Source organism: Corynebacterium minutissimum (genome assembly GCF_000805675.1).
GTDB lineage: Bacteria > Actinomycetota > Actinomycetes > Mycobacteriales > Mycobacteriaceae > Corynebacterium > Corynebacterium minutissimum.
On sequence record NZ_JSEF01000015.1, the window covers coordinates 191,494 to 217,020 of the forward strand.

Annotated in this window: 21 protein-coding genes and 1 pseudogene; 4 read left to right on the plus strand and 18 right to left on the minus strand. The window is 60.1% G+C overall.

From position 1 onward, the window contains the following. Nucleotides 1-99: 99 nt before the first annotated feature. From ftsY to NX84_RS08985, 7 genes are all read right to left on the minus strand, one after another. The gene (ftsY, locus tag NX84_RS08955; RefSeq protein ID WP_039675985.1) at nucleotides 100-1,950 is read right to left on the minus strand and encodes a signal recognition particle-docking protein FtsY; all 1,851 of its coding nucleotides are present in this window, start codon (nucleotides 1,948-1,950) and stop codon (nucleotides 100-102) included. 99 nt (nucleotides 1,951-2,049) lie between these two features. Continuing rightward, entirely contained in the window at nucleotides 2,050-5,580 is a 3,531-nt protein-coding gene (gene smc, locus NX84_RS08960) for a chromosome segregation protein SMC (RefSeq protein ID WP_039675987.1), read from the minus strand. A gap of 10 nt (nucleotides 5,581-5,590) precedes the next feature. Next, nucleotides 5,591-5,875, minus strand: a complete 285-nt coding sequence (locus NX84_RS08965) for an acylphosphatase (RefSeq protein ID WP_039675989.1) — start codon at nucleotides 5,873-5,875, stop codon at nucleotides 5,591-5,593. Beyond that, entirely contained in the window at nucleotides 5,876-7,402 is a 1,527-nt protein-coding gene (locus NX84_RS08970; RefSeq protein ID WP_039675992.1) for an alanine/glycine:cation symporter family protein, read from the minus strand. A 50-nt stretch (nucleotides 7,403-7,452) separates the two neighbouring features. Beyond that, the gene (gene mutM, locus NX84_RS08975; RefSeq protein WP_039675994.1) at nucleotides 7,453-8,283 is read right to left on the minus strand and encodes a bifunctional DNA-formamidopyrimidine glycosylase/DNA-(apurinic or apyrimidinic site) lyase; all 831 of its coding nucleotides are present in this window, start codon (nucleotides 8,281-8,283) and stop codon (nucleotides 7,453-7,455) included. Further along, nucleotides 8,284-9,054 carry a ribonuclease III gene (gene rnc, locus NX84_RS08980; RefSeq protein ID WP_039675996.1) on the minus strand — a complete coding sequence of 257 codons (771 nt, stop codon included), beginning with the start codon at nucleotides 9,052-9,054 and terminating at the stop codon, nucleotides 8,284-8,286. It abuts the gene before it with no gap. Continuing rightward, entirely contained in the window at nucleotides 9,051-9,590 is a 540-nt protein-coding gene (locus NX84_RS08985) for a YceD family protein (protein ID WP_039675998.1), read from the minus strand. Before NX84_RS08985 ends, rnc begins: the two co-directional genes overlap by 4 nt. Before the next feature lie 172 nt (nucleotides 9,591-9,762). On the opposite strand from NX84_RS08985, the gene NX84_RS08990 reads away from it, so the two are divergent. Next, entirely contained in the window at nucleotides 9,763-10,383 is a 621-nt protein-coding gene (locus NX84_RS08990) for a hypothetical protein (protein ID WP_174519874.1), read from the plus strand. Nucleotides 10,384-10,454: 71 nt separating this feature from the next. Here NX84_RS08990 and NX84_RS08995 read toward each other — a convergent pair whose 3' ends face one another. Then, nucleotides 10,455-11,249: a DivIVA domain-containing protein gene (locus NX84_RS08995; RefSeq protein WP_039676000.1), complete on the minus strand. Its 795-nt coding sequence runs from the start codon at nucleotides 11,247-11,249 to the stop codon at nucleotides 10,455-10,457. Between the two features lie 138 nt (nucleotides 11,250-11,387). Then, complete coding sequence (gdhA, locus tag NX84_RS09000; RefSeq protein ID WP_039676002.1) at nucleotides 11,388-12,734, minus strand: NADP-specific glutamate dehydrogenase; 1,347 nt, start codon at nucleotides 12,732-12,734, stop codon at nucleotides 11,388-11,390. Between the two features lie 173 nt (nucleotides 12,735-12,907). Between gdhA and NX84_RS09005 the strand changes: the two genes are divergently transcribed. Further along, on the plus strand, nucleotides 12,908-14,071 hold the full coding sequence (locus tag NX84_RS09005; RefSeq protein ID WP_039676266.1) for a glycerate kinase: 1,164 nt from the start codon (nucleotides 12,908-12,910) through the stop codon (nucleotides 14,069-14,071). Here the strand turns inward: NX84_RS09005 and NX84_RS09010 are convergent. Further along, nucleotides 14,061-14,459 carry a hypothetical protein gene (locus tag NX84_RS09010; protein ID WP_039676003.1) on the minus strand — a complete coding sequence of 133 codons (399 nt, stop codon included), beginning with the start codon at nucleotides 14,457-14,459 and terminating at the stop codon, nucleotides 14,061-14,063. The genes NX84_RS09005 and NX84_RS09010 overlap by 11 nt on opposite strands. A 36-nt stretch (nucleotides 14,460-14,495) precedes the next feature. Between NX84_RS09010 and NX84_RS09015 the strand changes: the two genes are divergently transcribed. Together NX84_RS09015 and NX84_RS09020 are read left to right on the plus strand one after the other, a co-directional pair. Further along, nucleotides 14,496-15,695 (plus strand): amidohydrolase, encoded by a 1,200-nt coding sequence (locus NX84_RS09015; protein WP_039676005.1) that lies wholly within the window; start codon nucleotides 14,496-14,498, stop codon nucleotides 15,693-15,695. A 93-nt stretch (nucleotides 15,696-15,788) separates the two neighbouring features. Next, on the plus strand, nucleotides 15,789-18,179 hold the full coding sequence (locus NX84_RS09020) for a glycogen/starch/alpha-glucan phosphorylase (protein ID WP_039676007.1): 2,391 nt from the start codon (nucleotides 15,789-15,791) through the stop codon (nucleotides 18,177-18,179). 124 nt (nucleotides 18,180-18,303) lie between these two features. Here NX84_RS09020 and pyk read toward each other — a convergent pair whose 3' ends face one another. The 8 genes and pseudogenes from pyk to priA all read right to left on the minus strand — a co-directional run bounded on the left by pyk (nucleotide 18,304) and on the right by priA (nucleotide 25,498). After that, nucleotides 18,304-19,725 (minus strand): pyruvate kinase, encoded by a 1,422-nt coding sequence (gene pyk, locus NX84_RS09025; protein WP_039676267.1) that lies wholly within the window; start codon nucleotides 19,723-19,725, stop codon nucleotides 18,304-18,306. A gap of 250 nt (nucleotides 19,726-19,975) precedes the next feature. Further along, complete coding sequence (gene lgt / locus NX84_RS09030; RefSeq protein WP_082013944.1) at nucleotides 19,976-20,944, minus strand: prolipoprotein diacylglyceryl transferase; 969 nt, start codon at nucleotides 20,942-20,944, stop codon at nucleotides 19,976-19,978. Between the two features lie 52 nt (nucleotides 20,945-20,996). Further along, nucleotides 20,997-21,824: an indole-3-glycerol phosphate synthase TrpC gene (locus NX84_RS09035; protein WP_039676009.1), complete on the minus strand. Its 828-nt coding sequence runs from the start codon at nucleotides 21,822-21,824 to the stop codon at nucleotides 20,997-20,999. Nucleotides 21,825-21,931: 107 nt separating this feature from the next. Continuing rightward, a complete protein-coding gene (locus NX84_RS09040; protein ID WP_039676012.1) occupies nucleotides 21,932-22,564 on the minus strand; it encodes a TIGR02234 family membrane protein in 633 nt (210 codons plus the stop codon). Between the two features lie 100 nt (nucleotides 22,565-22,664). After that, nucleotides 22,665-22,991 (minus strand): annotated as a pseudogene (gene hisI / locus NX84_RS09045) (phosphoribosyl-AMP cyclohydrolase); the annotation flags it as partial. Between the two features lie 53 nt (nucleotides 22,992-23,044). Further along, nucleotides 23,045-23,809, minus strand: coding sequence for an imidazole glycerol phosphate synthase subunit HisF (gene hisF, locus NX84_RS09050; RefSeq protein WP_039676013.1), 765 nt, complete (start codon nucleotides 23,807-23,809; stop codon nucleotides 23,045-23,047). A gap of 97 nt (nucleotides 23,810-23,906) precedes the next feature. After that, nucleotides 23,907-24,710, minus strand: coding sequence for an inositol monophosphatase family protein (locus tag NX84_RS09055; RefSeq protein WP_039676015.1), 804 nt, complete (start codon nucleotides 24,708-24,710; stop codon nucleotides 23,907-23,909). 5 nt (nucleotides 24,711-24,715) lie between these two features. Beyond that, nucleotides 24,716-25,498, minus strand: a complete 783-nt coding sequence (priA, locus tag NX84_RS09060; RefSeq protein ID WP_039676017.1) for a bifunctional 1-(5-phosphoribosyl)-5-((5-phosphoribosylamino)methylideneamino)imidazole-4-carboxamide isomerase/phosphoribosylanthranilate isomerase PriA — start codon at nucleotides 25,496-25,498, stop codon at nucleotides 24,716-24,718. Between the last annotated feature and the right edge of the window lie 29 nt (nucleotides 25,499-25,527).

Consider the following 25,527-nt stretch of genomic DNA (forward strand, 5'->3'; position numbering starts at 1 on the left):
TGCGCTTTAAAAAGACCGTAGCGCCTTCCCACTGAGGCGCTACGGTCTCAGAAGAGATATAGGAATAGATCAGGCAGAATTCCGCCTGAAGAAATTCCTCTATTTTTCTCCCAACAGGGCATCAACGAAGCCCTCGATTTCGAACGGGGCGAGGTCATCTGCGCCCTCGCCGAGGCCCACGAGCTTCACCGGCACGCCCAGTTCCTCCTGAACCTGGAAGACAATGCCGCCCTTGGCTGTACCGTCCAACTTGGTGAGCACAACGCCGGTGATGTCCACGACGTCACGGAAGATCCGCGCCTGGGTCAGACCATTCTGCCCCACGGTGGCATCCAGCACCAGCAGGACCTCATCCACCTCGGTCTTCTTTTCCACGACGCGCTTGACCTTGCCCAGCTGGTCCATAAGATCCACGGAGGTGTGCAGGCGGCCAGCGGTGTCGACGAGAACAACGTCGACGCCCTGGTCCACACCGGCTGCAACAGCATCGAAGGCCACGGAGGCGGGGTCTGCGCCTTCCTTGCCGCGAACAGTGGTGGCGCCGACTCGGCGACCCCAGGTCTCCAACTGGTCTGCGGCCGCTGCGCGGAAGGTATCGGCAGCTCCGAGCAGCACGTTGTGTCCCATGGAGACGAGCACGCGGGCGAGCTTACCGGTCGTGGTGGTCTTGCCTGTGCCGTTGACACCTACCACCATGATGACGGCCGGCTTGCCCTCGTTCGGCATTGCCTTGATGGAGCGGTCCATTTCTGGGTGGCCCACCTCAATGAGCGCTTCGCGCAGCATGGCGCGTGCTTCTTCTTCGGAGCTCACGCCGCGTTCCGCAATCTTGTCACGCAGAGAATCGGTGACCTGCATGGTGGCCTTGGTGCCGAGGTCCGCCATGATGAGGGTGTCCTCGATGTCCTCCCATGCGTCATCATCAAGGTCACCGGCAGACAGGATGCCCATGAGGCCCTGGCCAATGGCGTTCTGGGAACGCGACAGGCGCCCACGGAGCTTGCCCAAACGGCCCGCTGCCGGCGCGATGTCCTCCTGGGGCTGCGCTGGAGCCTCAACGACCTCTGCGTCTTCGGAAACCTCGAGCTCCTCCGGCTCGGTTTCGAGCGCCGCGCTTGCCGACGCCGCCTGCTCCCCCGCCGCCGCAGCAGCTTCCTCTGCCTCTGCTTCTGCAGCTGTGTCAGCCTCTGCTTCAGGTTCCTCGATTGGCTGCTCTTCTTCCTGCGTGTCAGCGATGGGCTCATCGGCCTCCGTCTGAACCGGAGCTTCCTTCTCAGTGAGGGAATCCTGAGCCTCGTCTTCGCGCTCCTCCCCCTTAGCGGTTGCAGCACCTGTCACGGCCGCACCAGCGGCCGCTGCGGTCGCGGCACCAGCAGCGACAGCACCGCCAGTGGACTCAGCTTCCTTAGCCTTCTCGGGCGTGTCTTCTACCTTCTTGGTCGGCTCTGCCGGCGCGGCTGGCTTTTCTTCAGCCTTGGCTGGCTCTGCCGGCGCGGCAGGCTTAGCCGGCTCTGCTTCTCGGGTCTGCGCGGTGCCGCTGAGTTGCTCATTGGCCAGTTGCGTGGCGTCACGCTGCTCGGGCTGGGCTTCAGGCTGACGTTCCGGCTCGGCCTCAGCTCGCTGTACAGGTTCTGCGGCCGCGGGTTTGGGGCTCGCTGCCTGCGGCTCTGCGGGCTTGTGGGACTCAGCGGGCTTCTGCGGCTCGTTAGCCTTCGGCGCGCTAGCTGGCTGCTTGGTAGCATCACCGCCAGCGGGGGCAAAGTTAAAGCCGGACTTGGCTTGGTAATTACCCGATTTTTGCTGCTGGGTGAGCTCCTTGGGCTTCTCTACGGGCTTTTCAAAAGAGACCTTCTTTGACTCGCCGCGCTTCTTACCCAGCACGACCAGCCCGATCACCAGCAGGATCAGAACGATGACTGCTATCGCAATCCACAGATACGTAGTATTCATGCCCTCCATAGTGCCAGGGTTGCGCACCGCGGGCACCACGAGCCAAAGAAAAGCCAGTGAAATAGGCAGGGAAGCACTGCTCGCCTTCCTCGCCCGCGATTACTGCGGGCGCGGAGCATCGACGCCCAGGCGCGTGGCGTCTTCTGCAGCTTGTGCGGAGCCGGGGGCGTCGCCAGCGCGGCTCATCCTCTGCGAGATGACACGCGTAACACCATCGCCGCGCATGGTGACACCGTAGAGGACATTGGCCACATCCATCGTTGGCTTCTGGTGCGTAATGACGATGAGCTGCGAATCCTTACGCAATTCTTCGAAGAGGGCGATGAGGCGGCGCAGGTTGACGTCGTCAAGCGCGGCCTCCACCTCATCCATGACATAGAACGGTGAGGGACGCGCGCGGAAAATGGCCACGAGCATCGCCAACGCGGTCAGGGACTTCTCACCACCCGAAAGCAAGGTGAGACGCTTGACCTTCTTGCCCGGTGGGCGCGCCTCGACTTCGATGCCGGTCGCCAACATGTCATTAGGCTCGGTAAGGATGAGTCGGCCCTCACCGCCTGGGAAGAGCGTCTGGAAGACTTTCGGAAATTCGGCTTCCACGTCGTGCCACGCGTCCGTGAACAGTTGCAGAATCTGCGCGTCGACATCTTCAATGACACCCGTTAAGTCCTTGCGGGCTTGGATGACGTCATCGAGCTGCGTCGACAGGAAGGTATAGCGTTCCTCCAAAGCCTTGTACTCTTCCAAGGCGAGGGGGTTGACCTTGCCCAAGGAATTAAGGTCCTTCTCTGCCTGCTTGAGACGTGCAGTCTCCGCCGCACGGTCGAAGTCCTCGCCCGGAGTGTAATCCTTGAGCAAATCCGGAATCGCGATACCGAGCTGTTCGACGATCTTGGCCTCGGCTTCATCTACTCGGACCTGCGCCTGGCTGCGTGCGATTTCTGAGCTGTGGGCAGAATCAGTAAGCCTATCCAACTGTTGGCGGGTAGCGGATACTGCCTGCTTTGCGGTCTGGGCACGGCCCTGCAACACTCCCCGCTGGGTCACGAGTTCATCGCGCTCCTCAGCAGCACGTTCCAGGGCATGGGCTGCACGCGCGGCTACGTCTTGGGCATGTTTATCCACGGCCCCAGCCAACTGCGCCTGCGCTTGACGCCGAGCCATCGCTTGGTCATGGCGGGCCTTGGCTTGGCGTTCGTGTTGAGCTTGGCGGCGCAAGGCGTCTCCCCTACCCGCGGCTTGAGCTGCCTTATCCTCGGCACTACGGGCAGCAAGCTGAGCTTCGACCTCCATGGCCTTGACTTGTTCTAAAGCTGTGGACGCCTCATCGCGTTCAATAGAGGACGGTTCATCGGACTGCTCATCCGTATCAACGCGGGACAAGCGGTCGCGAGCTTCATCCAATTCTTCGCGCAGGCGCACGAGCTGGACCTCAATATCGGTGGCACGAGCTGCCGACTTCTCATGCTCTGCCTTGTTGGCCTCATATTGTTTGAGCAAGCGTTGATGGTCACGCTTCCAGGCCTCTACCTCCTGGTCGTGCTCACGCAGGGCTGCTTTAGCGCTAGCGGCGGCAACGCGTGCATCGTCAGCAGCAATCTTCGCGCCTTCGAGAGTTCCGGAAAGCTCCTCCAATTCCTGGGAGGCTTTGTCCAACTGCTTTTCAGCTTCCGCGATATGGGCGCTGACCTCCACGGTAGAGGTGCTGCCGGTGCCGGCCTCGACCCAGCCTTCGCCGACGAGCAGGCCCTTCGGGGTCACCGCACGCAGGCGCGGGTCATCGGCAACAACTGCACGTGCGGCAGAGAAATCCTTGACTAGGACGACATCGGACAGCAACCGCGTCAGCGCCGCTGACACCTCGGGGACCACCACCATGTGGTCCAACAGCCATTCCGCTCCGCTGGGCAGGTCTGCGTCGAGACGCCAGCCAGTAGCCGAGCTCGAAGCTCCAGAGCCCAGGTCGGCCGCGGAGACGTCGACCAGCGGCGTACGGCTAGCTTCCGCCAAGTTAGCGACGATCTCCTCGCTCACAGCACCTGCTTGCGCCTCAGCGAAAGACCCGAGCGCAGCGGCGACGGCAGTCTCATAACGCGTGGAGATGAAATCTGCCAGAGGTGCGAAGCCCTCGCCCAAGTCGAGCGCCTCCGGTGCAGTCTGGCCCAAGGTGTCGATGCGCGCGCGGAGGGAGTACACGGCGCGCTCACGTTCGCGTTGGGCATCGCGCAGTTGTTCCAAGCGCTTGTCAGCGGCAGCAGATTCACTGGCCGCACGCACGTGTGCCTCTTCGAGTGGCTCGCGCTCAGAGGCAAGCGTGCTCAACTTGTCAGCCACCTCATCTACTTCCGTCTGCGCGTCCCTCGTGCGAGCCTTGGTGCTCGACAGGGTCTCTTCTTGGCGGCCTAGCTCCGACTCGGCAGCGGCGACTTGGCCCGCTAGGTTTTCCTCGGCAGCGATGAGGCGAACTACGCCTTCGCGCCTATCAGCAATGGCACGCAACTGTGCCATGTGCTCTTTATCCGCAGCCTCGAAGGCCTCACGGCGTTCCGCTACTTCCTCACGAATCGATTCAAGCCGCTCCGCAGCCTCCTCGGCGGCGGCGAGGAGTTCGGCATGGGAGTCGTCGGCAAGCTGGGCCTTCGCGTCCAAGTCGTCCGGATCCTGACCGGCATAGGCTACCTGTGCGCCCACGTTGCTGGCGCGCTCAGCTGCGATGCGTTGCGTAGCGGAAATGCGCTCCGAGAGAGTCGACAAATCAAACCACAGTTTTTGAGCTGCCTCCGCACGCGGTGACACTTCCCCCAGCTCTGCCTCAATCTCCAACTGATTCGCGGTGGCTTCCTCAAGCTGCGCCGTAACTTCCTCGACCTGCTCAGCAAGCACCTCGGCGCGGCGCTCAGCATCCTCGAAGGTCGCACGGACACGGACGACGCGGTCGCCGGCCAAGCGCAAGCGGGCGTCACGAAGATCCGCTTGCACCGAGGCGGCGCGTTTCGCAGCTTCGGCTTGGCGTGCCAAAGGTTTGAGTTGCTTGCCCAATTCATCAGTCAGGTCCTGCAAGCGGTCAAGGTTGGCTTGCATGCCAGTGAGCTTGCGCTGTGCTTTTTCCTTGCGGCGGCGGTGCTTCAGCACACCTGCGGCTTCCTCAATGTAGGCGCGACGATCCTCCGGCCGCGATTCCAGGATTTCTGCCAGCTTTCCTTGGCCCACAATGATGTGCATCTCGCGACCAATACCGGAGTCTGAGAGCAGCTCTTGGATGTCCATGAGGCGCGCCTTAGCGCCGTTAATCTCGTATTCACTCGCGCCATCGCGGAACATGCGCCGCGTGACGGAAACCTCCGAATACTCAATGGGAAGCGCACCATCCGAGTTATCAATGGTGAGGGTAACCTCAGCACGTCCTAAGGCTTTGCGCTCGCCGGCACCGGCGAAGATGACATCTTGCATCTTGCCGCCGCGCAGCGTCTTAGCGCTTCCTTCGCCCATGACCCACGCCAAGGCGTCGACGACGTTGGACTTACCCGAGCCGTTCGGGCCCACAACGGCACAAATGCCGGGCTCGAATTTCAGGTTCGTCGCAGACGCGAAGGACTTAAATCCTTTGAGCGTGAGCGATTTGAGGTGCATTCGAACCAGTTTAGCGTTCGATGAAGCCGGACTCGCCGCGTGGCTCGGCCCACTGCTCCACCACGGCCTCAACCACGCCAGGGCGACGGGTGGTGGACGGTTCTTCACGCAGCAATTCCAGCAAACGCTCGCACTTCTCACGTGGGCCTTCGGCGACAACCTGAACGCGGCCGTCCTGCAGGTTGGTGGCGTGGCCAGCCAAGCCCAATTCCAAGGCGCGGGAACGGGTCCACCAACGGAAACCTACGCCCTGCACGGAGCCGAGAACGAACGCGGTCAGGCGCTGCTGTGTCATTTAAAACTCCCTCAAATTCGTGCGATCACCCAAATCGCGCTGGTGCTGCAGTTGGCGGCGATCCTCCAGGCTGCGGCGGGTTACCGGATCCGAGCCATCCCAGCATTCCACGCCCTTCAGTTCGGGCAGCATATCACGGTGGAAGACTGGGTCCACGCCTGTCCGGCGCTGCTCGTTGTAGTTCTTAAGCAGCTTAATGGCCACGCCCGACAGCGGCACGATGGCGCACACGTTGAGCAGCACCATGATGGCCGCGCCGGTATCGGCAAGATCGAAGATGGTACCCAACGGCGCGACCGCACCATAGAAGACGAAGGCCAGCACGATGATGCGGAAAGCCCACAGCACCCACTTCTTCTCCGAGAGGTACTCCACGTTGGACTCGGCAAGGTAGTAATTGCCCAGGATGGAGGAGAACGCTAGGAAGAAGAGGATAAAGGTGACAAAGTGGATTCCCCACTCACCTACCGTTCCGGCAAGAGCGTTCTGAGTCAGCGTAACGCCTTCAATGGCATCAGAGCCGAAAGTCTCAAAGTCGGTTCCCAGCAAAATGATGAAAGCCGTAATGGAGCAGACCACGAGGGTATCGAAGTACACACCGAGAGTCTGGACGAGGCCCTGTTTGACTGGGTGGGACACCGTGGCAGTTGCCGCGGCGTTAGGGGCAGAACCTTCACCGGCTTCGTTAGAGAACAAACCACGCTGAATGCCCTTGAGCATAGCCAAGCCCAAGGTGGCACCAGCCGCCTCACGGAAGCCGAAGGCAGAACCGATGATAGACACAACCATGTCCGGCACCTTGTCAAAGTTCAACGCCACAACAATGAAGCCAACGACCAGGTAGGCAGCTGCCATGAAGGGAACAATAAATTGCGTCATAGTAGCGATACGCTGCACGCCACCAACGATGATGAGGCCTGCCACGAGGACGATGGCAATGCCGACGCCTGCCTTAAACGCTAGGGAATCCTGACCGAAGGAAGCAGCCAGGGAATCAGAAATAGCGTTGGTCTGGAAGGCGTTGTAGAACCATCCGAAGGTAATCGCGATGGCTACGGAAAACACAGTCGCCAGCGGAGTCCAGCCCAGTCCGCGGGACATGTAGTAGGCGGGGCCACCGCGATAGGCATCCCCTTCGCGTACCTTCCACAGCTGAGCCAAGGTGGACTCCACGAATGCCGTAGCACCACCCAAAATGGCGATGAGCCACATCCAGAACACCGCACCGGGGCCACCCACCGAAATCGCCACGGCAACACCCGCAACGTTGCCGGTTCCGACGCGGGATGCTGCGGAAATCGTGAAGGCCTTGAATGCCGAAATTCCGCCATAATTGGCATCTTCATCCACGCCGATGCCCTTGGGCTTTTCGACGACCGCCTTGAACATGTCCGGCACCATACGCACCTGCACCACAGCGGTACGGATACCGAAGAAGAGGCCGGCGGCGATGAGCAGCCACGGCAAAACATAGGACCAGAGGCTGTTATTAATGGCACCAATCACAGTGCTAAAAACTTCTTGCATGGGCCATAATCTTAACGGCACCACCTACTAGAGACCTACTTGTGCGCCCCCTAAGCAGCACCCCTGCGCTGACAGGAGGGGCAATAGTGCGTGCCGCGTCCTCCCACGACGGTTTTTACTAGTTCGGTTCCGCATCGATCACAAGGCCGACCGCCACGTCCGTAGGCATGCAAGGACCGGTCAAAATACCCGGATTCGCCATTGACATTGACGTAGAGCGCATCGAAGCTGGTGCCGCCAACGTCGAGCGCAGCGCGCATAACCTCGGTGGCTGCGTGGACAATAGCCACGGCGTCTTTCTGACGCAGGGTGCTCGCCTTTTTCAGCGGGGAGATACCTGCTGCCCACAGAGCCTCATCGGCATAGATATTGCCCACACCACTGACGACAGTTTGGTCCAAAAGAGCCACCTTGACGGCGGTCTTCTTGGCGCGGATGCGGCGCGCGGCCGCAGTGATGTCGAAATCCGGCTCCAGCGGGTCAGGCGCAATGTGCGCCATCGTCAGCCACGGAGCCAGACGCCAGTACCCGAAGGTGCGCTGGTCGACGAAGCTGATGGGGGTGGCGTCATCAAGCACAGCCCGAATGCGCACGTGCGGGGAGTCCACCGCGCCGATGCGCACCTGGCCGGACATTCCTAAGTGGATAAAGAGGACATCGCGGGCCGGATCGCTCAGGTCTTCATCAGCGAATTCGAGCCACATGAATTTGCCTCGGCGTGCCGCCGCAGCAATGGTCCGGCCTTCCAGGAGCGCTGCGAGTGGCTCCTCCTGCCCGCGGTTCGCCCGCGGGTGCAGCACCTCTACCGAGGTAAACGTACGCCCAGCGATGTAAGGCTCAAGGCCGCGGCGAACGGATTCGACTTCTGGAAGCTCCGGCATCTAGCTCTCTTTGGCTGCAGTGCCTTGGACTAGAAGCGGGGTTTCGCGCAGCGCTTGGCAGGCTTCTTCCGCTGCTTTCTGCTCCGCGAGCTTCTTGTTGTGGCCCGTACCGCGCCCCACGGTCAGACCAGCGACAGTGGCCACGGCGCTAAAGGTTTGATCATGTTCCGGCCCAGTAGAAGTAGCCGAATAGACCGGCATTGCTGCCTTCAGCTCCGCGCACAGCTCCTGCAGAGTTGTCTTCCAGTCCATATGGCGGCCAGACACCACGGCGTTCTCGATCTTGGCGGCAAAAAGGTTCAGGATGACCTTGCGTGCTACTTCGAATCCGTGCTGGCGGTAAATCGCTCCCAGGATCGCTTCCGTGGTATCAGCGAGGATGGAGTCCTTATCGCGACCGCCGGTGGTCTGCTCGCCTTTGCCCAACAAAATGTGCTTGCCCAGATCAATCTCACGGGCCACATCTGACAGGCCGTAGCGCGAGACGATGGAGGCGCGCATCTTGGAGATATCCGATTCCGGGCGGGACGGATAGCGCTCATAGAGCTTCGCGGCAATCGACAAACCCAGCACGGCATCCCCGAGGAACTCGAGGCGCTCGTTATTGGGTAGGTGGCCGTTCTCGTTGGCAAAGGATCGGTGCGTCAGTGCCAAACACAGGTGTTCGTCACTGATGTCTACGCCCAGTGCGGCGAGCAACGGGGCGTGGTCTACCTCGGCATAGGCAGCTGCGAGGGCTTCTTCTCCTGTGAGCTTCTTTTTCTTGCTCATAGGAACTTCTCCAGACCTGACCAGCGAGGATCCACACGTTCTTCTTCACCAGAGACACCCGTGGTAACGCCCTCCGGTGTATCTGCTTCACAGCCGTCCTCGCAGGTCGGGGCGAAAGGCAAAGTTAAACCGGCTTCATCAATAACGGTCTGCAGCAAATCGAGGATTCCATCTTTGACCTCCGGTACTTCATCACCGGAGCCTTGGTCGTGCTCATCGGTGTCGTCTCCACTGATGAAAGACTCATCCGCCGCGAAGACCTGGGACACGTGGAGATCCAATTCTGGGTGGAGTTCCGCCAAACAGCGCGCGCATTCGCCGCTGAGGGTGCCAGTGACATCGGCATCCACCAGAATGCCCGATCCCAATGGGGTCAGGGTGGCGTCTACCGTTAGTTCATCGCCTTTCGGAATGGCGATCATTTCCACGCCGATGCGTTCCGGGGCGGGGCCGGTCTGAACGCGGTGCTCGGGCAGCACTTCGGAGCCTTGGCTGCGCAACAATTCCGTCACGTCGAACTTCAAAGGTGAATTCATAGCATCACCCAGCTTACCTTGTGCCGCCTAATCCCCCACTCCGGTGCCAGCTGGCAATGCCTGCCAGTTGACCCCCGCTGACTGGCAACAGCCTGAATGCTGGGGCACAACCGCGTAGGGACTTGTGTGCAGCACTCGCTAAGTGGTGCTTGCACCCCTACGGTGGAATGACATGAGCAACGCCACTACTCATTCAGCCACCATCACGGACGCGGCGCACAACCTCGCGGGGCTCTACCCAGTGCAGTGCCTCGCCCCAGCCGTGGTGTTGGCCGCCATCGGTGTGGTTTTCCGGCACGTGGTGACGCGACATCGGCCGAGTGTCTTTGGCCGTGATGGCCTTGTGCTGCACCACGTGGCGCCGATCGCCGCCCTCGCCGGCATTATGGTGGGCGCCGTGGCGCTGCTGCCGCTGCATTTCAGCTCCACCGTGATTATCTCCTCGGCATTGTTTTCTCTGTTTGCCGCGTTCATTGTCTGGGGCGCCCGGGAATCTATTTCCGCAGCATTCCTCACCGTCGGCATGATGATGCTCAGCGTGGGCGCAGTTGACCTCATGATCGCCGTGGCTGGCGCCCCATGGGCTCCCCTCACTGATCCCCTGACGGGCGGGCTGGGCTTTGGCAGCATGTGGGTACTCTATGCCCTACCCGGTATTATTGCTGCTGGCCTCGCTGCCGCTTTAAGTACCATGCCTGCAGCTGAAGCTGACCGCATTCGCCGCGCCGAGGCTGCCCGCGAGGCCTCCCAGGCTCCCGATGCCTCGCGCCGCTCCTACCCCGCCGCAGCTTAAGAATGAGCTCCGAGTAACGCTCCCGGCAACGGCCTAACGGCCTCGGCTGGGAGCTTTGTACGTTGTGCGTTCTAGTAGTCGCGCGGTGCGCGGGGCGCACGGCGCGGACGGGTCTCGCCGCGGTCCCAGCTTTCGCTACGCGCCTCACCGCGTGCCTCACGGCCCTCTGGGCGACCTTCGGCACGGGAGTCACCGCGCGACTCGCCTCGGGAACGCACTCCCGCGCCGCGGCGCAGAGCGGAGCGGTCATTGTTCACGGTGCGCAGCAGATCAGACAACGTGGTCTCGAATTCGCCCAGCTTTGCGTCCACAAACTCATCACACTCGGTACGCAGGCGGTTGGACTCAGAATGCGCAGTTTCGACAATGCGGTGCGCCTCATCATCAGCGCGGCGCACAACCTCAGACTCAGAAACGAGACGTTCCTGCTCTGCCTGTCCGGCGGCAACGGTACGCTGGTATTCCTCATCTGCCTGGGCGCGGGTGCGCTCAGCATCGGCGCGGGCGTTATCCACTAGGTTGGTAGCTTCATCTTCGGCTTGGGCCACCATGGTGGTGGCGCGATGTTGAGCGTCGGCAAGCATGGCATCCGCATCCTCACGCGCACGAGTAACCGTGTCATCTGCCTGGGCATTGGCATCAGAAATAATCTGGTCCGCGCGCTCCTCCGCGCCCTGCAGAATCTCATCCTGCTTGTCCAAGACGTCCTGAGCGTCATCCATTTCGACGGGGAGGGCATTACGAAGGTCATCAAGAAGCGCCAGCATCTCGTGGCGCGGGACCATGCAATTGGAGGTCATTGGAACGGCGTAGGCCTGTTCCAGATTGCGAACAAGTTCATCGAGGGACTCAAAAACGCGGTACATGGCACCAGCCTAACCAAGCCCGTGCGCAGCGCGACGTATCCCACGCGGGTGTTGACAGCGAAAACCTCCCCGTCGCGCTCTTGTTTGTTAGCGCGAGGGGTGGAGGTTGCATCGCGGCAGAACGCCTGACGCCGAACGTTAGATAACGCCCTGCGCCAGCATGGCGTCCGCTACCTTCTTGAAACCGGCAATATTGGCACCAGCCACGTAGTCACCGTCAAGCCCATATTCCTTCGACGTCTTATCGATGTTGCGGAAAATGCTCGACATGATGTCGTGCAGGCGCTGATCGGTGTACTCAAAGGTCCAAGAGTCACGGGAGGCGTTTTGCTGCATCTCCAGTGCGGAAGTAGCAACACCACCCGCGTTAGCTGCTTTGCCCGGCGCGAAGGCAATCTTCCGGTCCAAGAAGTAGTGAACTGCCTCCGGGGTACACGGCATGTTGGCGCCCTCCGCCACGTAGCGCACCTTGTTGTCGACCAACAGCTTGGCGTCATCACCATCGAGTTCGTTCTGGGTTGCGCACGGGAGAGCGACATCCGCCTGGACCTCCCAGACGTTACCGCCGTCGTGGTACTCGACTCCTTCGCCAGCCTCCTTGGCATACGCGGAGATACGCTCACGGCGGACTTCCTTGATGTCCTTCAGCAGCTCCAAGTCCACGCCCTTCGGGGTGGTGATGTAGCCGGAGGAGTCCGACATGGCCACAACGGTGCCGCCTAGCTGCTGGACCTTTTCGGCGGCGTAGATGGCCACGTTGCCGGAACCAGAGACAATAACTTTCGCGCCATCGAAGGACTCGCCGTGCGCCTTCATCATCTCTTCGGTGAGGTACACCAAGCCGTAGCCGGTAGCCTCGGTACGCACGAGCGACCCTCCCCAGGTCAGGCCCTTACCAGTGAGGATGCCGGACTCGTGCTTGTTCTCAAGGCGGCGGTACTGGCCGAAGAGGTATCCAATTTCGCGGCCGCCCACACCGATGTCACCGGCCGGAACGTCGCGGTATTCACCGATATGGTTGTGCAGCTCAGTCATGAAGGACTGGCAGAAGCGCATGACTTCAGCATCAGACTTGCCTTTAGGGTCAAAGTCCGAGCCACCCTTGCCACCACCAATGGGCAGGCCAGTCAGGGAGTTCTTAAAGATCTGCTCGAAACCGAGGAACTTGATAATGCCCAGGTTCACACTGGGGTGGAAACGCAGGCCGCCCTTGTATGGGCCTAGCGCGGAGTTGAACTGCACACGGAAACCACGATTGACCTGGATTTCACCATTGTCATCGACCCACGGGACGCGGAAGATGAGCTGACGCTCAGGCTCGCACAGACGCTCCACCAGGCCGTAATCCGCGTAGTGCGGATCCTTGTTAAGGACGATCTTGAGGGAATCAAGGACCTCAGCAAGCGCCTGATGGAACTCGGGTTCGCCCGCGTTCCGCTTCAGAAGCTTGCTGTAATAGTCAGAGATCTGCTGGTCGATGGACATGGCAATCCTTTCATCTGGCACTGTTCCGAATGGAAAGTGCTTCATTTAATGAACAGTTGTTAGTTTTCTATCATGCGACCTAAATTGCAACCTGGGCTGGCCCACTAATCACTAACTAGCAGCTCAGATACCCAAAATTTTTTCGTCACACGAGGGCCCATATACTCGTGACCATGCGCATCCTTGTTGCCCCTGACTCTTTTAAAGGCACCGCCACTGCAAACGAGGCCGCTGCCGCGATAGCTCTCGGTGCCCGGCGCGCCCTGAATAGTGCCGGGCTTTCCGCTACGTCCACTGTGACAACGCTTCCGATGGCTGATGGCGGCGAAGGTACTGCTGAGGTACTCGCCAGCGCCGCAGTCGCGCGTACTGGCAGCACTGGCCAGACTATTACGCTACCCACCACGGATGCGGTGGGCCGACTCACCGAAGCCAGCTACTACCTCGTGGGCGAGGAGGCGTTTATCGACGTTGCCGCGGCGACCGGCCTGCCTGCTGTATCCGATGCCCTCGACCCGCTGCATGCAGATTCCTACGGCACCGGTGTTTTAATCGCTGATGCGGAGGCGCGCGGCGCAAAGCACATTGTCTTAGGCTTGGGTGGAAGCGTCAGTATCGACGGCGGCCTGGGAATTCTCACCGCATTAGGCGCGGCAGCCCACGATGCACGCGGCTATGCACTCCCTAAAGGCGGCGCCCCACTGGTCACCCTCAACACCATCGATACCGCGCAACTCAACATGAAAGCTGCCCTGCTGGACTACACGTTGGTAACTGATACGCGCGCAGTCCCCATCCAGGCGGCCACAATGTATGGCCCACAAAAAGGCGCCGAGGGCGAGCAGGTAGCGCTACTGGCTGGCGCCATGCTCCAGCTGTGCGCAGTCACTGATACCAATCCGCAGGCGGAATTTATGGGCGCGGCCGGCGGAATCCCGATTGCGTTGAGCTGGCTTTCGCGCACGCTGTGGGGCACAGATGAGCACTGCCGAATCGTTCCCGGCGGGCGCTACGTCGCTGAAGCACTTAATCTCCCCACGCTCGCTGCGGAGGCCGACCTCCTCATTACTGGCGAAGGCCGCTTTGACGAACAATCCCTCACCGGAAAAGTAGTCGGCACGCTAGCCGAGCTCACGGAAGAAGCAGCAGGTTCCCCGACTCTCGGCATCGTTGCCGGTTCCGCAACTGCCCCGGCCCCAGCCGGGGCACTGCTCCAAGAATTAGAAAGCGACGGGAGCAATGCCACCAGCAGTGAGGTGGCCGCAGCAATCAGCAGCGCCGCCGAGCGCCTCGTGACAGAATTTATTGAGGCATCCGTTCCGGACGCTAGGGGTTAACCTGCACCGACCACGGGAAGATGGCCGGGCGCTCGTGTGCTACTTCATCTTCGAGCAGGACGTGATCCTTCGGCAGCACCGCATGGGGCGTGAGTAGACGGGCAAGCACCATGGTGAGCTGATTGACCGACCCGGTCACGCCCTCCACCGCAATCTCGTAGCGGTGAACACTCGCACCGTCGAGGTCGCGGTCTTCATGCTCGTCGCGGTAGGTCTGGCGCAGCTGCTCCTCCAGCCCCTCTTGGATCGCCGGTTCCTCTACGTGGGTAACATCGGCTGAGGTCAGCGAGTTGTTATCTACCAGCTTCTGCGTGGCAGTACAAAAGATTTCGGCAACGCGCTCGACTTGGGCATTCGGCACCAGAACATCAAACTGAATCATTGGCATGTAGGCAACCCTACCCTAACTTGAAGGAGAGTAACTATGGCAGATCCCACACTCGCGGCCCTTCTTGACAGTGACGCTGTTGACCTTTCTTGGCAGCGTGCCTTCTACGAGGATCTGCACTCCCACCCAGAGCTTCCCCACGAGGAGGAACGTACTGCCGGCCGCATTCTGGAGCAGCTCGACACGTATGACTGTGAGGTCGTCACTGACATCGGAGGCCATGGCATCGTCGCCATTTTCCGCAATGGCGACGGCCCCACAGCGCTCATGCGCGCGGACTTCGACGCGCTACCGGTAGCCGAGGAAACCGGCGTTGACTTCGCCGCCACCAACGGCAAGATGCATGCCTGTGGCCACGACGTCCACACCACCGCACTTTTGGGAGCCTGTGCGCTTATCGACGTCCACCGCGACGCCTGGCAAGGCACCTTCCTCGCCCTCTTCCAACCAGCGGAGGAATCCTCCATGGGCGCAAAATACATGATTGCCGATGGCCTCACCGAACGCGTGCCGAAGCCGGATGTCTGCTTGGGTCAGCACGTCATGCCTGGACCTGCAGGCCAGGTCCAGTCCACATCTGGCCCCATCCTCGCTGGCTGCGATTCCCTGCGCATCCACATCACAGGCCGCTCCGCTCACGCCTCTATGCCGCACGAATCCATCGACCCTTCTTACGTTGCCGCAATGGTGGTCACGCGCCTCCAAGCCATCGTGGGCCGCGAGGTTCCTCCCCACGACTTCTTTGTCATCTCCGTGGGCGAACTACATGCAGGAGACAAGAACAACATCATCCCCGGCAGCGCCGAGCTGGTGCTCAATACCCGTTATTACAAGCCGGAGTTAGCCGAACGCGTCTACGCTTCTCTAGAACGCATGGTGCGCGCGGAGTGCGTAGCTTCTGGTTGCCCCGCCGAGCCAACCTTTGAGTATTACGCTCATGGCGAAGTGACCGATAACGACCCCGTCGCCCACGATGCTGTGCGCGCCTCGTTCGACCAGGTCTTTGGGGAGCTTTCTGTCACCGCCACGCCGTCCACAGTGTCTGAGGATTTTTGCTATATTCCGCAGGCATGGGGCGTGCCTTACTACTTCTGGTTCATCGGCTCTACCCCAGATGAGCTCCTTGATAACCCTCCGGTTAACCACCAGTCCACCTTCCTACCGGACTACGCTCCCACGATGGACTCCGCTACGCGTGCCGCCGCCGCTGCGGTCCTGTCTTTTCTCAAGCACTAAAGCCAAACGTGCTCACTGCGTGTCGCCAAGGAACTGGTTAAGCTTGTAGGCGGTATTTTCCACACATTTCGAGTGCAACTTCTAAGGAATCTCATGAGCCAGCCCCAGCACGCTGATTTTCAGACCGCAGTTCCCGGGCACGTCCGCGCCGCCGCCGGTGTGACACCGCCAACCGCCTCCAACCGCAAGTTCTGGTCCGGCCTCTCTGCCGCAGTCATGGAACAGATTGCCGATAACTGGGAAGCCACCCGCAGCGCGTATGCCGCTGCCCGTCAGCAGCACTACTTCTCCGCAGAGTTCCTGCAGGGCCGCGCGCTGCTCAACAACCTCACCAACGTCGGTCTCGTCGATGAGGCCCGCGCCGCTGCCAAGGCCGCCGGACACGAGTTGGCTGATGTTCTCGAGGCCGAGCATGATGCCGCTCTGGGTAACGGTGGTTTGGGCCGCCTTGCCGCGTGCTTCCTCGACTCCGCCGTAACCCAGGATTACCCGGTGACCGGTTATGGTCTCCTGTACCGCTATGGCTTGTTCCGCCAGTCCTTCGAGGACGGTTTCCAGCGCGAGGAGCCGGATGCTTGGATGGAGAATGGCTACGATTTCATCATTCGCCGCGCCTCCGAGCAGCGCTGCGTTCACTTCGATGACATGGATGTGCGCGCCATCCCGTATGACATGCCCATTACCGGTTATGGCACCGATAACGTTGGCACCCTGCGCTTGTGGAAGTCCGAACCGATCGATGAGTTCGACTATGACGCTTTCAACTCCCAGCGCTTTACCGAGGCCATCGTTGAACGCGAGCGCGTTATGGACATTTGCCGCGTGCTCTACCCCAACGACACCACCTACGAAGGCAAAGTCCTGCGCGTTCGCCAGCAGTACTTCTTCGTCTCTGCGTCTCTGCAGCAGATGATTGATAACTACATTGAGCACCACGGTGACGATCTCACAGGCTTTGCCAAGTACAACTGCATCCAGCTCAATGACACCCACCCGGTGCTCGCTATTCCGGAATTGCTGCGCCTGCTTCTCGACGAGCATGGGATGGGCTGGGATGAAGCGTGGAAGGTTGTCACTGAGACCTTCGCGTATACCAACCACACCGTCTTGGCAGAGGCCCTGGAAAGCTGGGAAGTCTCCATCTTCCAGAAGCTGTTCTGGCGCATCTGGGAGCTTGTGGAGGAAATTGACCGTCGATTCCGTGAGGACATGACCCAGCGCGGGCTGGATCAGGGCCGTATCGACTACATGGCTCCCGTTTCCAACGGCCAGGTCCACATGGCGTGGATTGCCTGCTACGCTGCCTACTCCATCAACGGCGTGGCGGCACTGCATACCGAGATCATCAAGGCAGATACTCTGTCCGAGTGGCATGAACTGTGGCCGGAGAAGTTCAATAACAAGACCAACGGAGTGACCCCGCGCCGCTGGCTGCGCATGTGCAACCCGCGCCTGTCGAGCCTACTAACTGAGCAGGCCGGTTCCGATGCCTGGGTCACTGATCTGACCGAACTGGCCAAGCTCGCACCGTTGGTAGAAGATGAAAAGGTTCTGCGTCAGCTCATCAACGTCAAGCGTGCAAACAAGCAGGACTTTGCTACGTGGATTGAGGAGCACCAAGGCTCCACTGTGGACCCCGATTCGATTTTTGACGTCCAGATTAAGCGCCTCCACGAGTACAAGCGCCAGCTCATGAATGCTCTGTACATCCTGGATCTTTATTTCCGCATCAAGGTCGATGGTGAAACTGTTCCGAAGCGCACCTTCATCTTCGGTGCGAAGGCAGCCCCGGGCTATGTCCGCGCCAAGGCCATCATCAAGCTCATCAACACCATCGGTGATCTGGTGAACAACGACCCGGCTACCAAGGACGTGCTCAACGTTGTCTTCGTGGAGAACTACAACGTTTCCCCCGCCGAGCATATTATCCCGGCCGCAGATGTCTCCGAGCAGATTTCCGTCGCGGGTAAGGAGGCATCGGGTACCTCCAACATGAAGTTCATGATGAACGGCGCTCTGACGCTGGGCACCATGGATGGCGCCAACGTAGAGATCGTTGAGGCAGTGGACGAAGAAAACGCCTACATCTTCGGCGCTCGCAACGAGGAGATCCCGCAGCTGCGCGCCGAGTACAACCCCGGTGAACTCTACAACTCTGTTCCGGGAATGGCCCGCGTTCTGGATGCCTTTACTGATGGCACTCTGGGCTCGGAGAATAACGGCATGTTTGGTGACCTGCGCTCCTCGCTTCTGGATGGTTATGGCGAGCACGCTCAGGACACCTACTACGTTCTGGGTGACTTCGCTGACTACCGTGAGACCCGCGACCGCATGGCTGCTGACTATGACGCCGATGAGATGGCATGGGCTAAGAAGGCTTGGCTGAACATCTGCTACTCCGGTCGCTTCTCCTCCGACCGCACCATCGCGGACTACGCCAACGAAGTATGGAAGCTGGCCCCGACCCCCATTTCCAACGTCTAAAGGGAAACGACTGAAGAGACGGGGTTCCCTAAAAGGCAAAAGCGCCGCCTCACCCACCTGTCTCCTTGCTACTCGGTAGTTAAGGAGGCTGTGGGTAAGGCGGCGTTGTCTGTCTGCGGCCGTATTACTTATCGCGCAGCGTCTGGCCCAACTCGTGGACCTGAATCATGTTGGTGTTGCCAGAGATTCCCGGAGGGGTACCGGCGATGACAACGATCATGTCACCTTCCTTGTACTTGTCCATGCCAAGGAGGGCCTCATCGATGCTAGCCATCATGTCATCGGTGGACTTGACCTCAGAGCTCAAGAAAGTCTCTGCACCCCAGGTCAGGGCCAACTGTGAGCGAATTGCCGGGTGCGGAGTAAACGCCAGCAACGGCAACGGGGAGTGCAAACGAGCCACGCGCTTCGCAGTATCACCAGACGTGGTGAAGGCGACGATGGCCTTCGCGTTGAGGCGCTCTGCAATATCACGCGCGGAGTAAGACACCACACCCCGCTTGGTGCGCGGCACGTGGCTCAGCGGTGGAACCTGACCGCCAGACTCAGCGTTGGCCACAATCTTGGACATCGTGCGTACGACGTTTTGCGGGTCGATACCAACGGAGGTCTCACCCGAGAGCATGACTGCATCAGCACCGTCGAGCACGGCATTAGCCACGTCGGAGGCCTCCGCACGAGTTGGGCGCAGGTTGGAAATCATGGAATCCAGCATCTGAGTAGCCACGATGACCGGCTTGGCGTTCTCGCGTGCAATCTGGATGGCGCGCTTCTGAAACAGCGGAACCTGCTCGAGCGGTACCTCCACACCCAGGTCACCACGGGCAATCATGATGGCGTCGAAAGCCAGCACGATGGACTCGAGGGCGTCGACAGCCTCCGGCTTCTCCAGCTTGGCGATAACCGGAACGCGACGGCCTTCCTCATCCATGATTTCGTGGACCTTGTCCACATCCGCTGGGGAACGGACGAAGGACAGGGCAATCATGTCAACGCCCAGATTCAGCGCGAAGCGAAGGTCAGCGATGTCCTTCTCCGACAGGGCCGGCACGGAGATGTCCATGCCCGGCAAGGAAACGCCCTTGTTATTGGAAACTGGGCCACCTTCGGTGACCTCACAAACAACGTCGTTGCCTTCTACTTCCTTGCACACGACGGCAACCTTGCCATCGTCGATCAGCAGGCGGTCCCCCGGCTTAGCGTCCTTGGCCAGGCCCTTGTAGGTGGTGGAGACGCGGTCGTGGGTACCTTCGACGTCATCGACGGTAATTCGAACGATTTCCCCTTCTTTCCACATCTCCTCACCGTTGACAAAGCGACCCAGACGGATCTTCGGACCCTGAAGGTCGGCGAGGACACCGACGGCGTGGCCGGTCTCATCGGTAGCTTCGCGGACCCAGGCGTAATTTGCTTCGTGGTCTGCGTGCTCGCCGTGGGACATGTTCAGACGCGCGACGTCCATGCCCGCTTCCACCAAGCCCAGGATTCCCTCCTTGCTTGCCACTGCGGGACCCAACGTACAAACGATTTTGGTTCTTCTATCCAACATGGAGTGCCTTATTCGCATCGGGGATGTCTAACGGTTCCTAAACTACCCCCGTTTTCTAGTCTCTGCCACCATAAATGGCGCTCACATCTCCGTCCGAGTCGTGCCGTTATACCTTTCAATACCCTGCTTTCCACCACAAAACGCAGCATGAAATGGGCGCGAGCGGGCACGATCAGACATTTCTGGCGGGCCCCATAAGGCTCCTAGCGCGACGCCATCACCGCCCAAAGATGTACTGTGATTCCGGCTACTGTACCATCCCTCCGGCAGAGGAAGAATCCGAATGCGGGTACAGGTGAACCTGTGAACCTGCGCGCCCATCAGCGCCAGCGCTATGGTCTGCCCCACCTTTGACGCGATGTGGATCCACCTCTTCGGGAGTCTCCTGACCGCGCGGCAGACGGACAAACGCGATGAGCGCAATGATGAAGCAGACGACGGACACAATGACGTTGACGCGGAATCCGAAGATGTGCGTGGCCTCATCCGCGCGCATGTTCTCAACCACGAAACGGCCCGCGGTGTAGCCCGCCACGTACAGAGCAAAGACGCGTCCGTGTCCCAGCTTCCAGGCTTTGTGCGCCCACAGAAGGAAGAGGCAAATAACCACGTTCCACACGAGCTCGTAGAGGAAGGTCGGGTGCACCGACGTCATGACCTCACCCGTAGAGCGTCCACTAATCGGCGCGTAGTCGCCGTTCTCATTGACGCGGTAGTAAATATCGAGTGCCCAGGGCACTGTGGTTTCCCGGCCGTAGAGCTCTTGGTTAAACCAGTTTCCAAGGCGTCCAATGGCCTGGGCCAGGATAAGGCCGGGTGCTACGGCGTCGGCAAACGGCCCCAGCGGAATTCCCTTGATTTTAAACATGACCCACACAGCTACCGCACCAAGCGCCACCGCACCCCAAATACCGAGGCCACCGTTGGTGATCTTCAGCGCGTCGATAGGGTCACACGTGGAACAGAAGTATTTATCGTTATCCGTAATCACGTGGTAAAGGCGCCCACCGATAATGCCGGCGGGAATGACCACGATGGCCGCGTCCCACACCACGTCAGGGTTTCCGCCGCGCGCAGTGTAGCGGCGCAACGTCATCCACATAGCAACGAGGATGCCCAGAATGATGCACATGGCGTAGGCACGAATCGGAATCGGGCCCAGGTGCCATACGCCCTGCGGCGGGGAAGGGATATTCGCGAGGTAGTAAATCTGCACGGGAGATAGTGTGCCTGAAAAATGCGGGTACTACAACGCTTCCGCTACAGACCTAAAACTTGCGGGACGGGCAGGCCGGGTGTTGTCCGGCCGCCACCAGCGAACGAGCTAGCGCCATAGGGTCCTGAGCCGCCATGATTGACTCGCCCACGAGGATGGCATCCGCGCCGTGTGAGGCATAGGCCAGCACGTTGCGGGGGCTGTTCACGCCGCCGACGGCGATGCGGGTTATGGATTCGGGCAGACCGGGCGAAATAGTAGAAAAGGCCTCCCGATTAATAGCATCGGAGGCCAAAGACCACGCATTGATCGCCACAACAGAGCCGCCAGCTTTGATGACTCGATCTACTTCGGCACACGTGCGCACCTCAAGAATGGCGGTCATTCCCAACGATTCCACGCGATCCAGCAGTGACTCGAGGCGGGCTTGCTCAAGCAGCTCTACTTGCAGCGGAATCGCGTCCGCACCATAGCAACGTGCCTCATGAACCTGATAGGGATCAACGATGATGTCGCGACATACCATCGGTATGTCCACGGCATCGCGGGCAACCCGCATGTCCTCTAGCGAGCCATGAAAGCGACGGCGATCCGTCTGGCAGGCCATGACGTGTACGCCGGCTTGCTCAAGATCGTGGGCCAAAGCCGCCACTGACTGTGGGCTATCTAAGTGCGCAATCTCGCCGGCATACGGCACGGCGCGTTTGATTTCGGTGATGATGGAACATCCAGGACGAAGCAGCGCCGTCGCAGCATCGCGCGGGGTATCCATGTCGCGTGAACGCGCTTTTACTTCTTTGAAGGGAACACGGGCCTCACGCGCGGAGACATCGGCAAGCACGCCAGCGACAAGACGATCGACGGCTATTGGGGTAGGCATCAGCACCTCCCTCCGTGAAGAGACTCAAGGACGAACCGGGGCGATTGAGATCACAATCAGGCTAGCGCGCAGACACCTCTAACCGGAAATCCGGGGTACCCAAGGCGCTAGGTGCGCGGCGGAGTATCCGTAGGATCGATATCGGCATCGAGCGCATCCCACATCACGCGGCCGGAGTCCTGTGACGTCTCCAAATCCTCTTGCAGGCGCTCCTGACGTACGGCCGGGGTTTCGTATTTAGCGGTTCGCGGTTTGTCCACGCCCGGATTGCTGGCCACCATGACCGCGCCAAACAGTGCAAGCGCAGCGCCCACAATCGCGAGGATCGGCCCAGCAGAAGACGCATCGGCGGCGAGCACTACTGCCCAGTCGGAAATAGTGGTCGAATCAACCGAGGTGTCGTTCGTTCCACCATGCAGCAGCTCCTGGGCACGTTCAGCCTCAGCGCCTGCAGTGAGCAACGAAACCGGACGCCACGCGGCACCTGCTGCCGCCAGTGCAGTGAGGATCGCCACGATTCGTCGTGCGGTCCGGCGCAAGGCCAGCGCAGCCACGCTGCCGGCCAGAACCACGACCGTCAGGGCAATAAGCTCGAGTGACCACAGCGAACCTGATAAGTCCATCACGCTCGAACCGGCTTTATCGTCCTCAACTGCAGCCGTCACCCACGTCATACGAGAGGACAACCACAACACAATCGCGCCCACAAACATGAGGACTGGTCCCACTCGTTTAGCCATTCGTGGACTCCTTCAAGCTGTTGGATGTGCTGACAGAAGTGCTGCCGTTTGTGCAATCGCTTGTACTGTCGTTGTTCGCGGAGTCCGCGAAAAGGTCGCGGGCGTCGAAACATGTTCGGTCACCTGTATGGCAGGCGCCGCCTGTCTGGCGCACGGTGAGCAAGATAGTGTCACCATCGCAGTCGAGGCGCGCACCGATGACCTCTTGGGTATGTCCCGACGTTAAGCCCTTGACCCAGTACTCCTGGCGAGAACGTGAGTAATAAGTCCCCCGGCGAGTTGCCAACGTGTAGGCCAAAGCATGGTCATCCATCCACGCCATCATGAGGACTTCGCCGCGCTCCGACTGCACAATGGCCGGAACCAGTCCAGCCTCATTGCGCTTCAGTTGCTGAGCTATCTCTGCGGCGAGTTCATAGTCTTCAATTCTTTCTTCGCCACTGCTATTTGTGGAGCTGCCAGTGGATTCCTGTGTTGTACTCACTGTCGCACCTCATAACCGGCTTCAGCGAGTTTCTGCTTGACCGCAGAAATCTCGACTTCCCCAAAGTGGAAAATGCTGGCGGCCAAGACGGCATTGGCGCCGGCTGCAACGGCTGGTGGAAAGTGCTCGGCCTTACCCGCACCACCAGAGGCAATGACGGGAACAGAAACCGCCGCACGGACGGCCTCGAGGAGTTCAATGTCGAAACCTTCCTTGGTGCCGTCACCATCCATCGAGTTGAGCAAGATTTCACCCACACCGAGTTCTTCACCGCAGCGTGCCCACTCCACGGCATCCAAACCCGCGGGTTTAGTACCGCCATGAGTTGTGACCTCAAAACCGCTCGGGTAGTCCGGCGAACGCCGGGCATCAACAGACAGCACAATGCACTGTGAGCCGAAGACATCGGCGAGCTCTCGCAACAACTCGGGGCGGGCAATCGCCGAAGAATTGACGGAGACCTTATCTGCACCGGCGCGCAGTAGTTCGCGCACGTCCTCCACAGAGCGCACGCCACCACCCACGGTCAATGGGATAAAGACCTGGTCCGCGGTGCGGCGCACAACATCGAGCATGGTGCCACGACCGTCCTTAGACGCGGAGACGTCCAAGAAGGTGAGTTCATCCGCACCCAGCTTGTCATAGCGGGCGGCCAGCTCAACTGGGTCACCGGCATCACGCAGGTTGGCAAAGTTGACGCCTTTGACCACGCGGCCATTGTCAACGTCAAGGCACGGGATCACGCGCACGGCAAGCGCCATGATGAAAGTCCTCCTAGGGAGATGAGATAGTAATGGGCAATCTGGTTTAAGGTCTTAAGGCTTAGGGTCTAAATGCCCTAAGGCACTGTGCGAAGTATCAGCGCTGGCCCCGCGGGTTGCGGGCAATGGCGTCCAAAATGGTGGCATGGACTTGCGGGGTACCGCCGACGAAGCCCTTCGAGGTAGCGGTCCACTCGTTTCCATCGGGATCACTGACACGTCCGCCGGCAGCCTTAATCATGAGCGCACCGGCAGCGTTATCCCACGGGTGCGGGGAAAAGTTCACGGCACCATCGAACACACCCTGTGCCACGAAGGCATTATCAAGACCAACTGATCCGGTCATGCGTGGCCGCAGACCAGTTTCGCGGAGGTCATTGAACAAATCGGTGGGAAGGTGCGAGGAACAGCCGACGTGACCACGTGCCTCATCGAAGCCTTGGGCGCCTTCTCCCCCGCCGAACCCGGTGGCTGGTCCTCCGCTAGAACGCAGCGGCATGCCCTCAGCAGCGACAACGCGGCGCTCTAGCAGCGGGAAATCCGCCACGGCAACGACCGGCTTTGTGTCATGAAGCAGCGACACCAGAATTCCGCAGCAAGGATTTCCAGCGGAAAAGTTAGCGGTGCCGTCCACTGGGTCCACCACCCACACGGTGTCCTCCAAGGCACCGCCAGACTCCTCCCCGAAGACGGGAATGCCGGTGAGCTGGCTCAAGGTCACACGCAAGTGCTCCTCGATGCGCAGGTCAATTTCGGTGGCGAAATCGCTTTCGCCTTTGAAGCGGGCTGGCTCAGCACCAAGGCCAGCGCGGAAAAGGTCAGTGACCTGATCCACCGCAGCCTCAGCAAAAGCAACGAGCTCGCGAGGATCCGAGGAAGAAAGTCCTCTCATCGGGGCCATGTACTTTAGTCCTCCTCGATAGGGTCGATGTACTCCTCGGCCGGAAGCGGGGTGACTTCAGCAACGGCTGCGAGTGCGTCGCTCAGCGTAAATCGTTCCTCATACAGCGCCTTGCCAATGATGGCGGAATCGATTCCCTCGTTCTCATATAGGGCCAACTCACGCAGATCATCCAAGGTGGAGATTCCACCCGACGCGGTCACCGCGGCATCGGTGGCTGCAGCTACCTCACGCAACAATTCAATGTTCGGGCCCTGCAGCGTGCCATCCTTAGACACATCAGTGACCACAAAACGGGTGCAGCCAGCAGCATCAAGGCGCTCGAGTACCTCCCAGAGGTCCCCGCCGTCGGATACCCAGCCATGTCCGCGCGTACGCCATTCACCATCAACCAGCCGTACCGCCAGGTCCACAGCAATGCGATCGCCGTGCTCCGCGAGCACCTTAGCAATCCATTCCGGTTGCTCCAGCGCTGCGGTACCGATATTGACGCGACGTGCACCGGTGGCTAAGGCGCGAGCGAGGGACTCATCATCCCGAATACCACCGGTAAGCTCCACCTCAAGGTCCACACTCGACGTGATTTCCGCGAGCAGCTCATGGTTGGAACCGCGGCCAAATGCGGCGTCGAGGTCCACCGCATGCAACCACTGCGCCCCTTGGGCCTGCCATTTAAGGGCGGCCTCACGCGGGGAGCCATAGGACTTTTCGGTTCCGGCTTCTCCTTGGTCCAAGCGCACAGCCTGGCCATCAACAACGTCAACCGCGGGCAACAGTGTAAAGCTCATGGTGCTTAGTCTACCTTTCAGGCGAGCGC

Excerpts from the sequence above, each read along its gene's own strand:
- NX84_RS09035 (WP_039676009.1), bottom strand. The coding sequence starts at position 21,824 with ATGCCTACCCCAATAGCCGTCGATCGTCTTGTCGCTGGCGTGCTTGCC.
- mutM (WP_039675994.1), bottom strand. The coding sequence starts at position 8,283 with ATGCCGGAGCTTCCAGAAGTCGAATCCGTTCGCCGCGGCCTTGAGCCT.
- NX84_RS08990 (WP_174519874.1), top strand. The coding sequence starts at position 9,763 with ATGAGCAACGCCACTACTCATTCAGCCACCATCACGGACGCGGCGCAC.
- NX84_RS09015 (WP_039676005.1), top strand. The coding sequence starts at position 14,496 with ATGGCAGATCCCACACTCGCGGCCCTTCTTGACAGTGACGCTGTTGAC.
- NX84_RS08965 (WP_039675989.1), bottom strand. The coding sequence starts at position 5,875 with ATGACACAGCAGCGCCTGACCGCGTTCGTTCTCGGCTCCGTGCAGGGC.
- NX84_RS08995 (WP_039676000.1), bottom strand. The coding sequence starts at position 11,249 with ATGTACCGCGTTTTTGAGTCCCTCGATGAACTTGTTCGCAATCTGGAA.
- rnc (WP_039675996.1), bottom strand. The coding sequence starts at position 9,054 with ATGAGCAAGAAAAAGAAGCTCACAGGAGAAGAAGCCCTCGCAGCTGCC.
- NX84_RS09020 (WP_039676007.1), top strand. The coding sequence starts at position 15,789 with ATGAGCCAGCCCCAGCACGCTGATTTTCAGACCGCAGTTCCCGGGCAC.
- smc (WP_039675987.1), bottom strand. The coding sequence starts at position 5,580 with ATGCACCTCAAATCGCTCACGCTCAAAGGATTTAAGTCCTTCGCGTCT.
- NX84_RS09005 (WP_039676266.1), top strand. The coding sequence starts at position 12,908 with ATGCGCATCCTTGTTGCCCCTGACTCTTTTAAAGGCACCGCCACTGCA.
- NX84_RS08985 (WP_039675998.1), bottom strand. The coding sequence starts at position 9,590 with ATGAATTCACCTTTGAAGTTCGACGTGACGGAATTGTTGCGCAGCCAA.
- hisF (WP_039676013.1), bottom strand. The coding sequence starts at position 23,809 with ATGGCGCTTGCCGTGCGCGTGATCCCGTGCCTTGACGTTGACAATGGC.
- gdhA (WP_039676002.1), bottom strand. The coding sequence starts at position 12,734 with ATGTCCATCGACCAGCAGATCTCTGACTATTACAGCAAGCTTCTGAAG.
- priA (WP_039676017.1), bottom strand. The coding sequence starts at position 25,498 with ATGAGCTTTACACTGTTGCCCGCGGTTGACGTTGTTGATGGCCAGGCT.
- NX84_RS09010 (WP_039676003.1), bottom strand. The coding sequence starts at position 14,459 with ATGCCAATGATTCAGTTTGATGTTCTGGTGCCGAATGCCCAAGTCGAG.
- ftsY (WP_039675985.1), bottom strand. The coding sequence starts at position 1,950 with ATGAATACTACGTATCTGTGGATTGCGATAGCAGTCATCGTTCTGATC.
- NX84_RS09040 (WP_039676012.1), bottom strand. The coding sequence starts at position 22,564 with ATGGCTAAACGAGTGGGACCAGTCCTCATGTTTGTGGGCGCGATTGTG.
- NX84_RS08970 (WP_039675992.1), bottom strand. The coding sequence starts at position 7,402 with ATGCAAGAAGTTTTTAGCACTGTGATTGGTGCCATTAATAACAGCCTC.
- NX84_RS09055 (WP_039676015.1), bottom strand. The coding sequence starts at position 24,710 with ATGGCCCCGATGAGAGGACTTTCTTCCTCGGATCCTCGCGAGCTCGTT.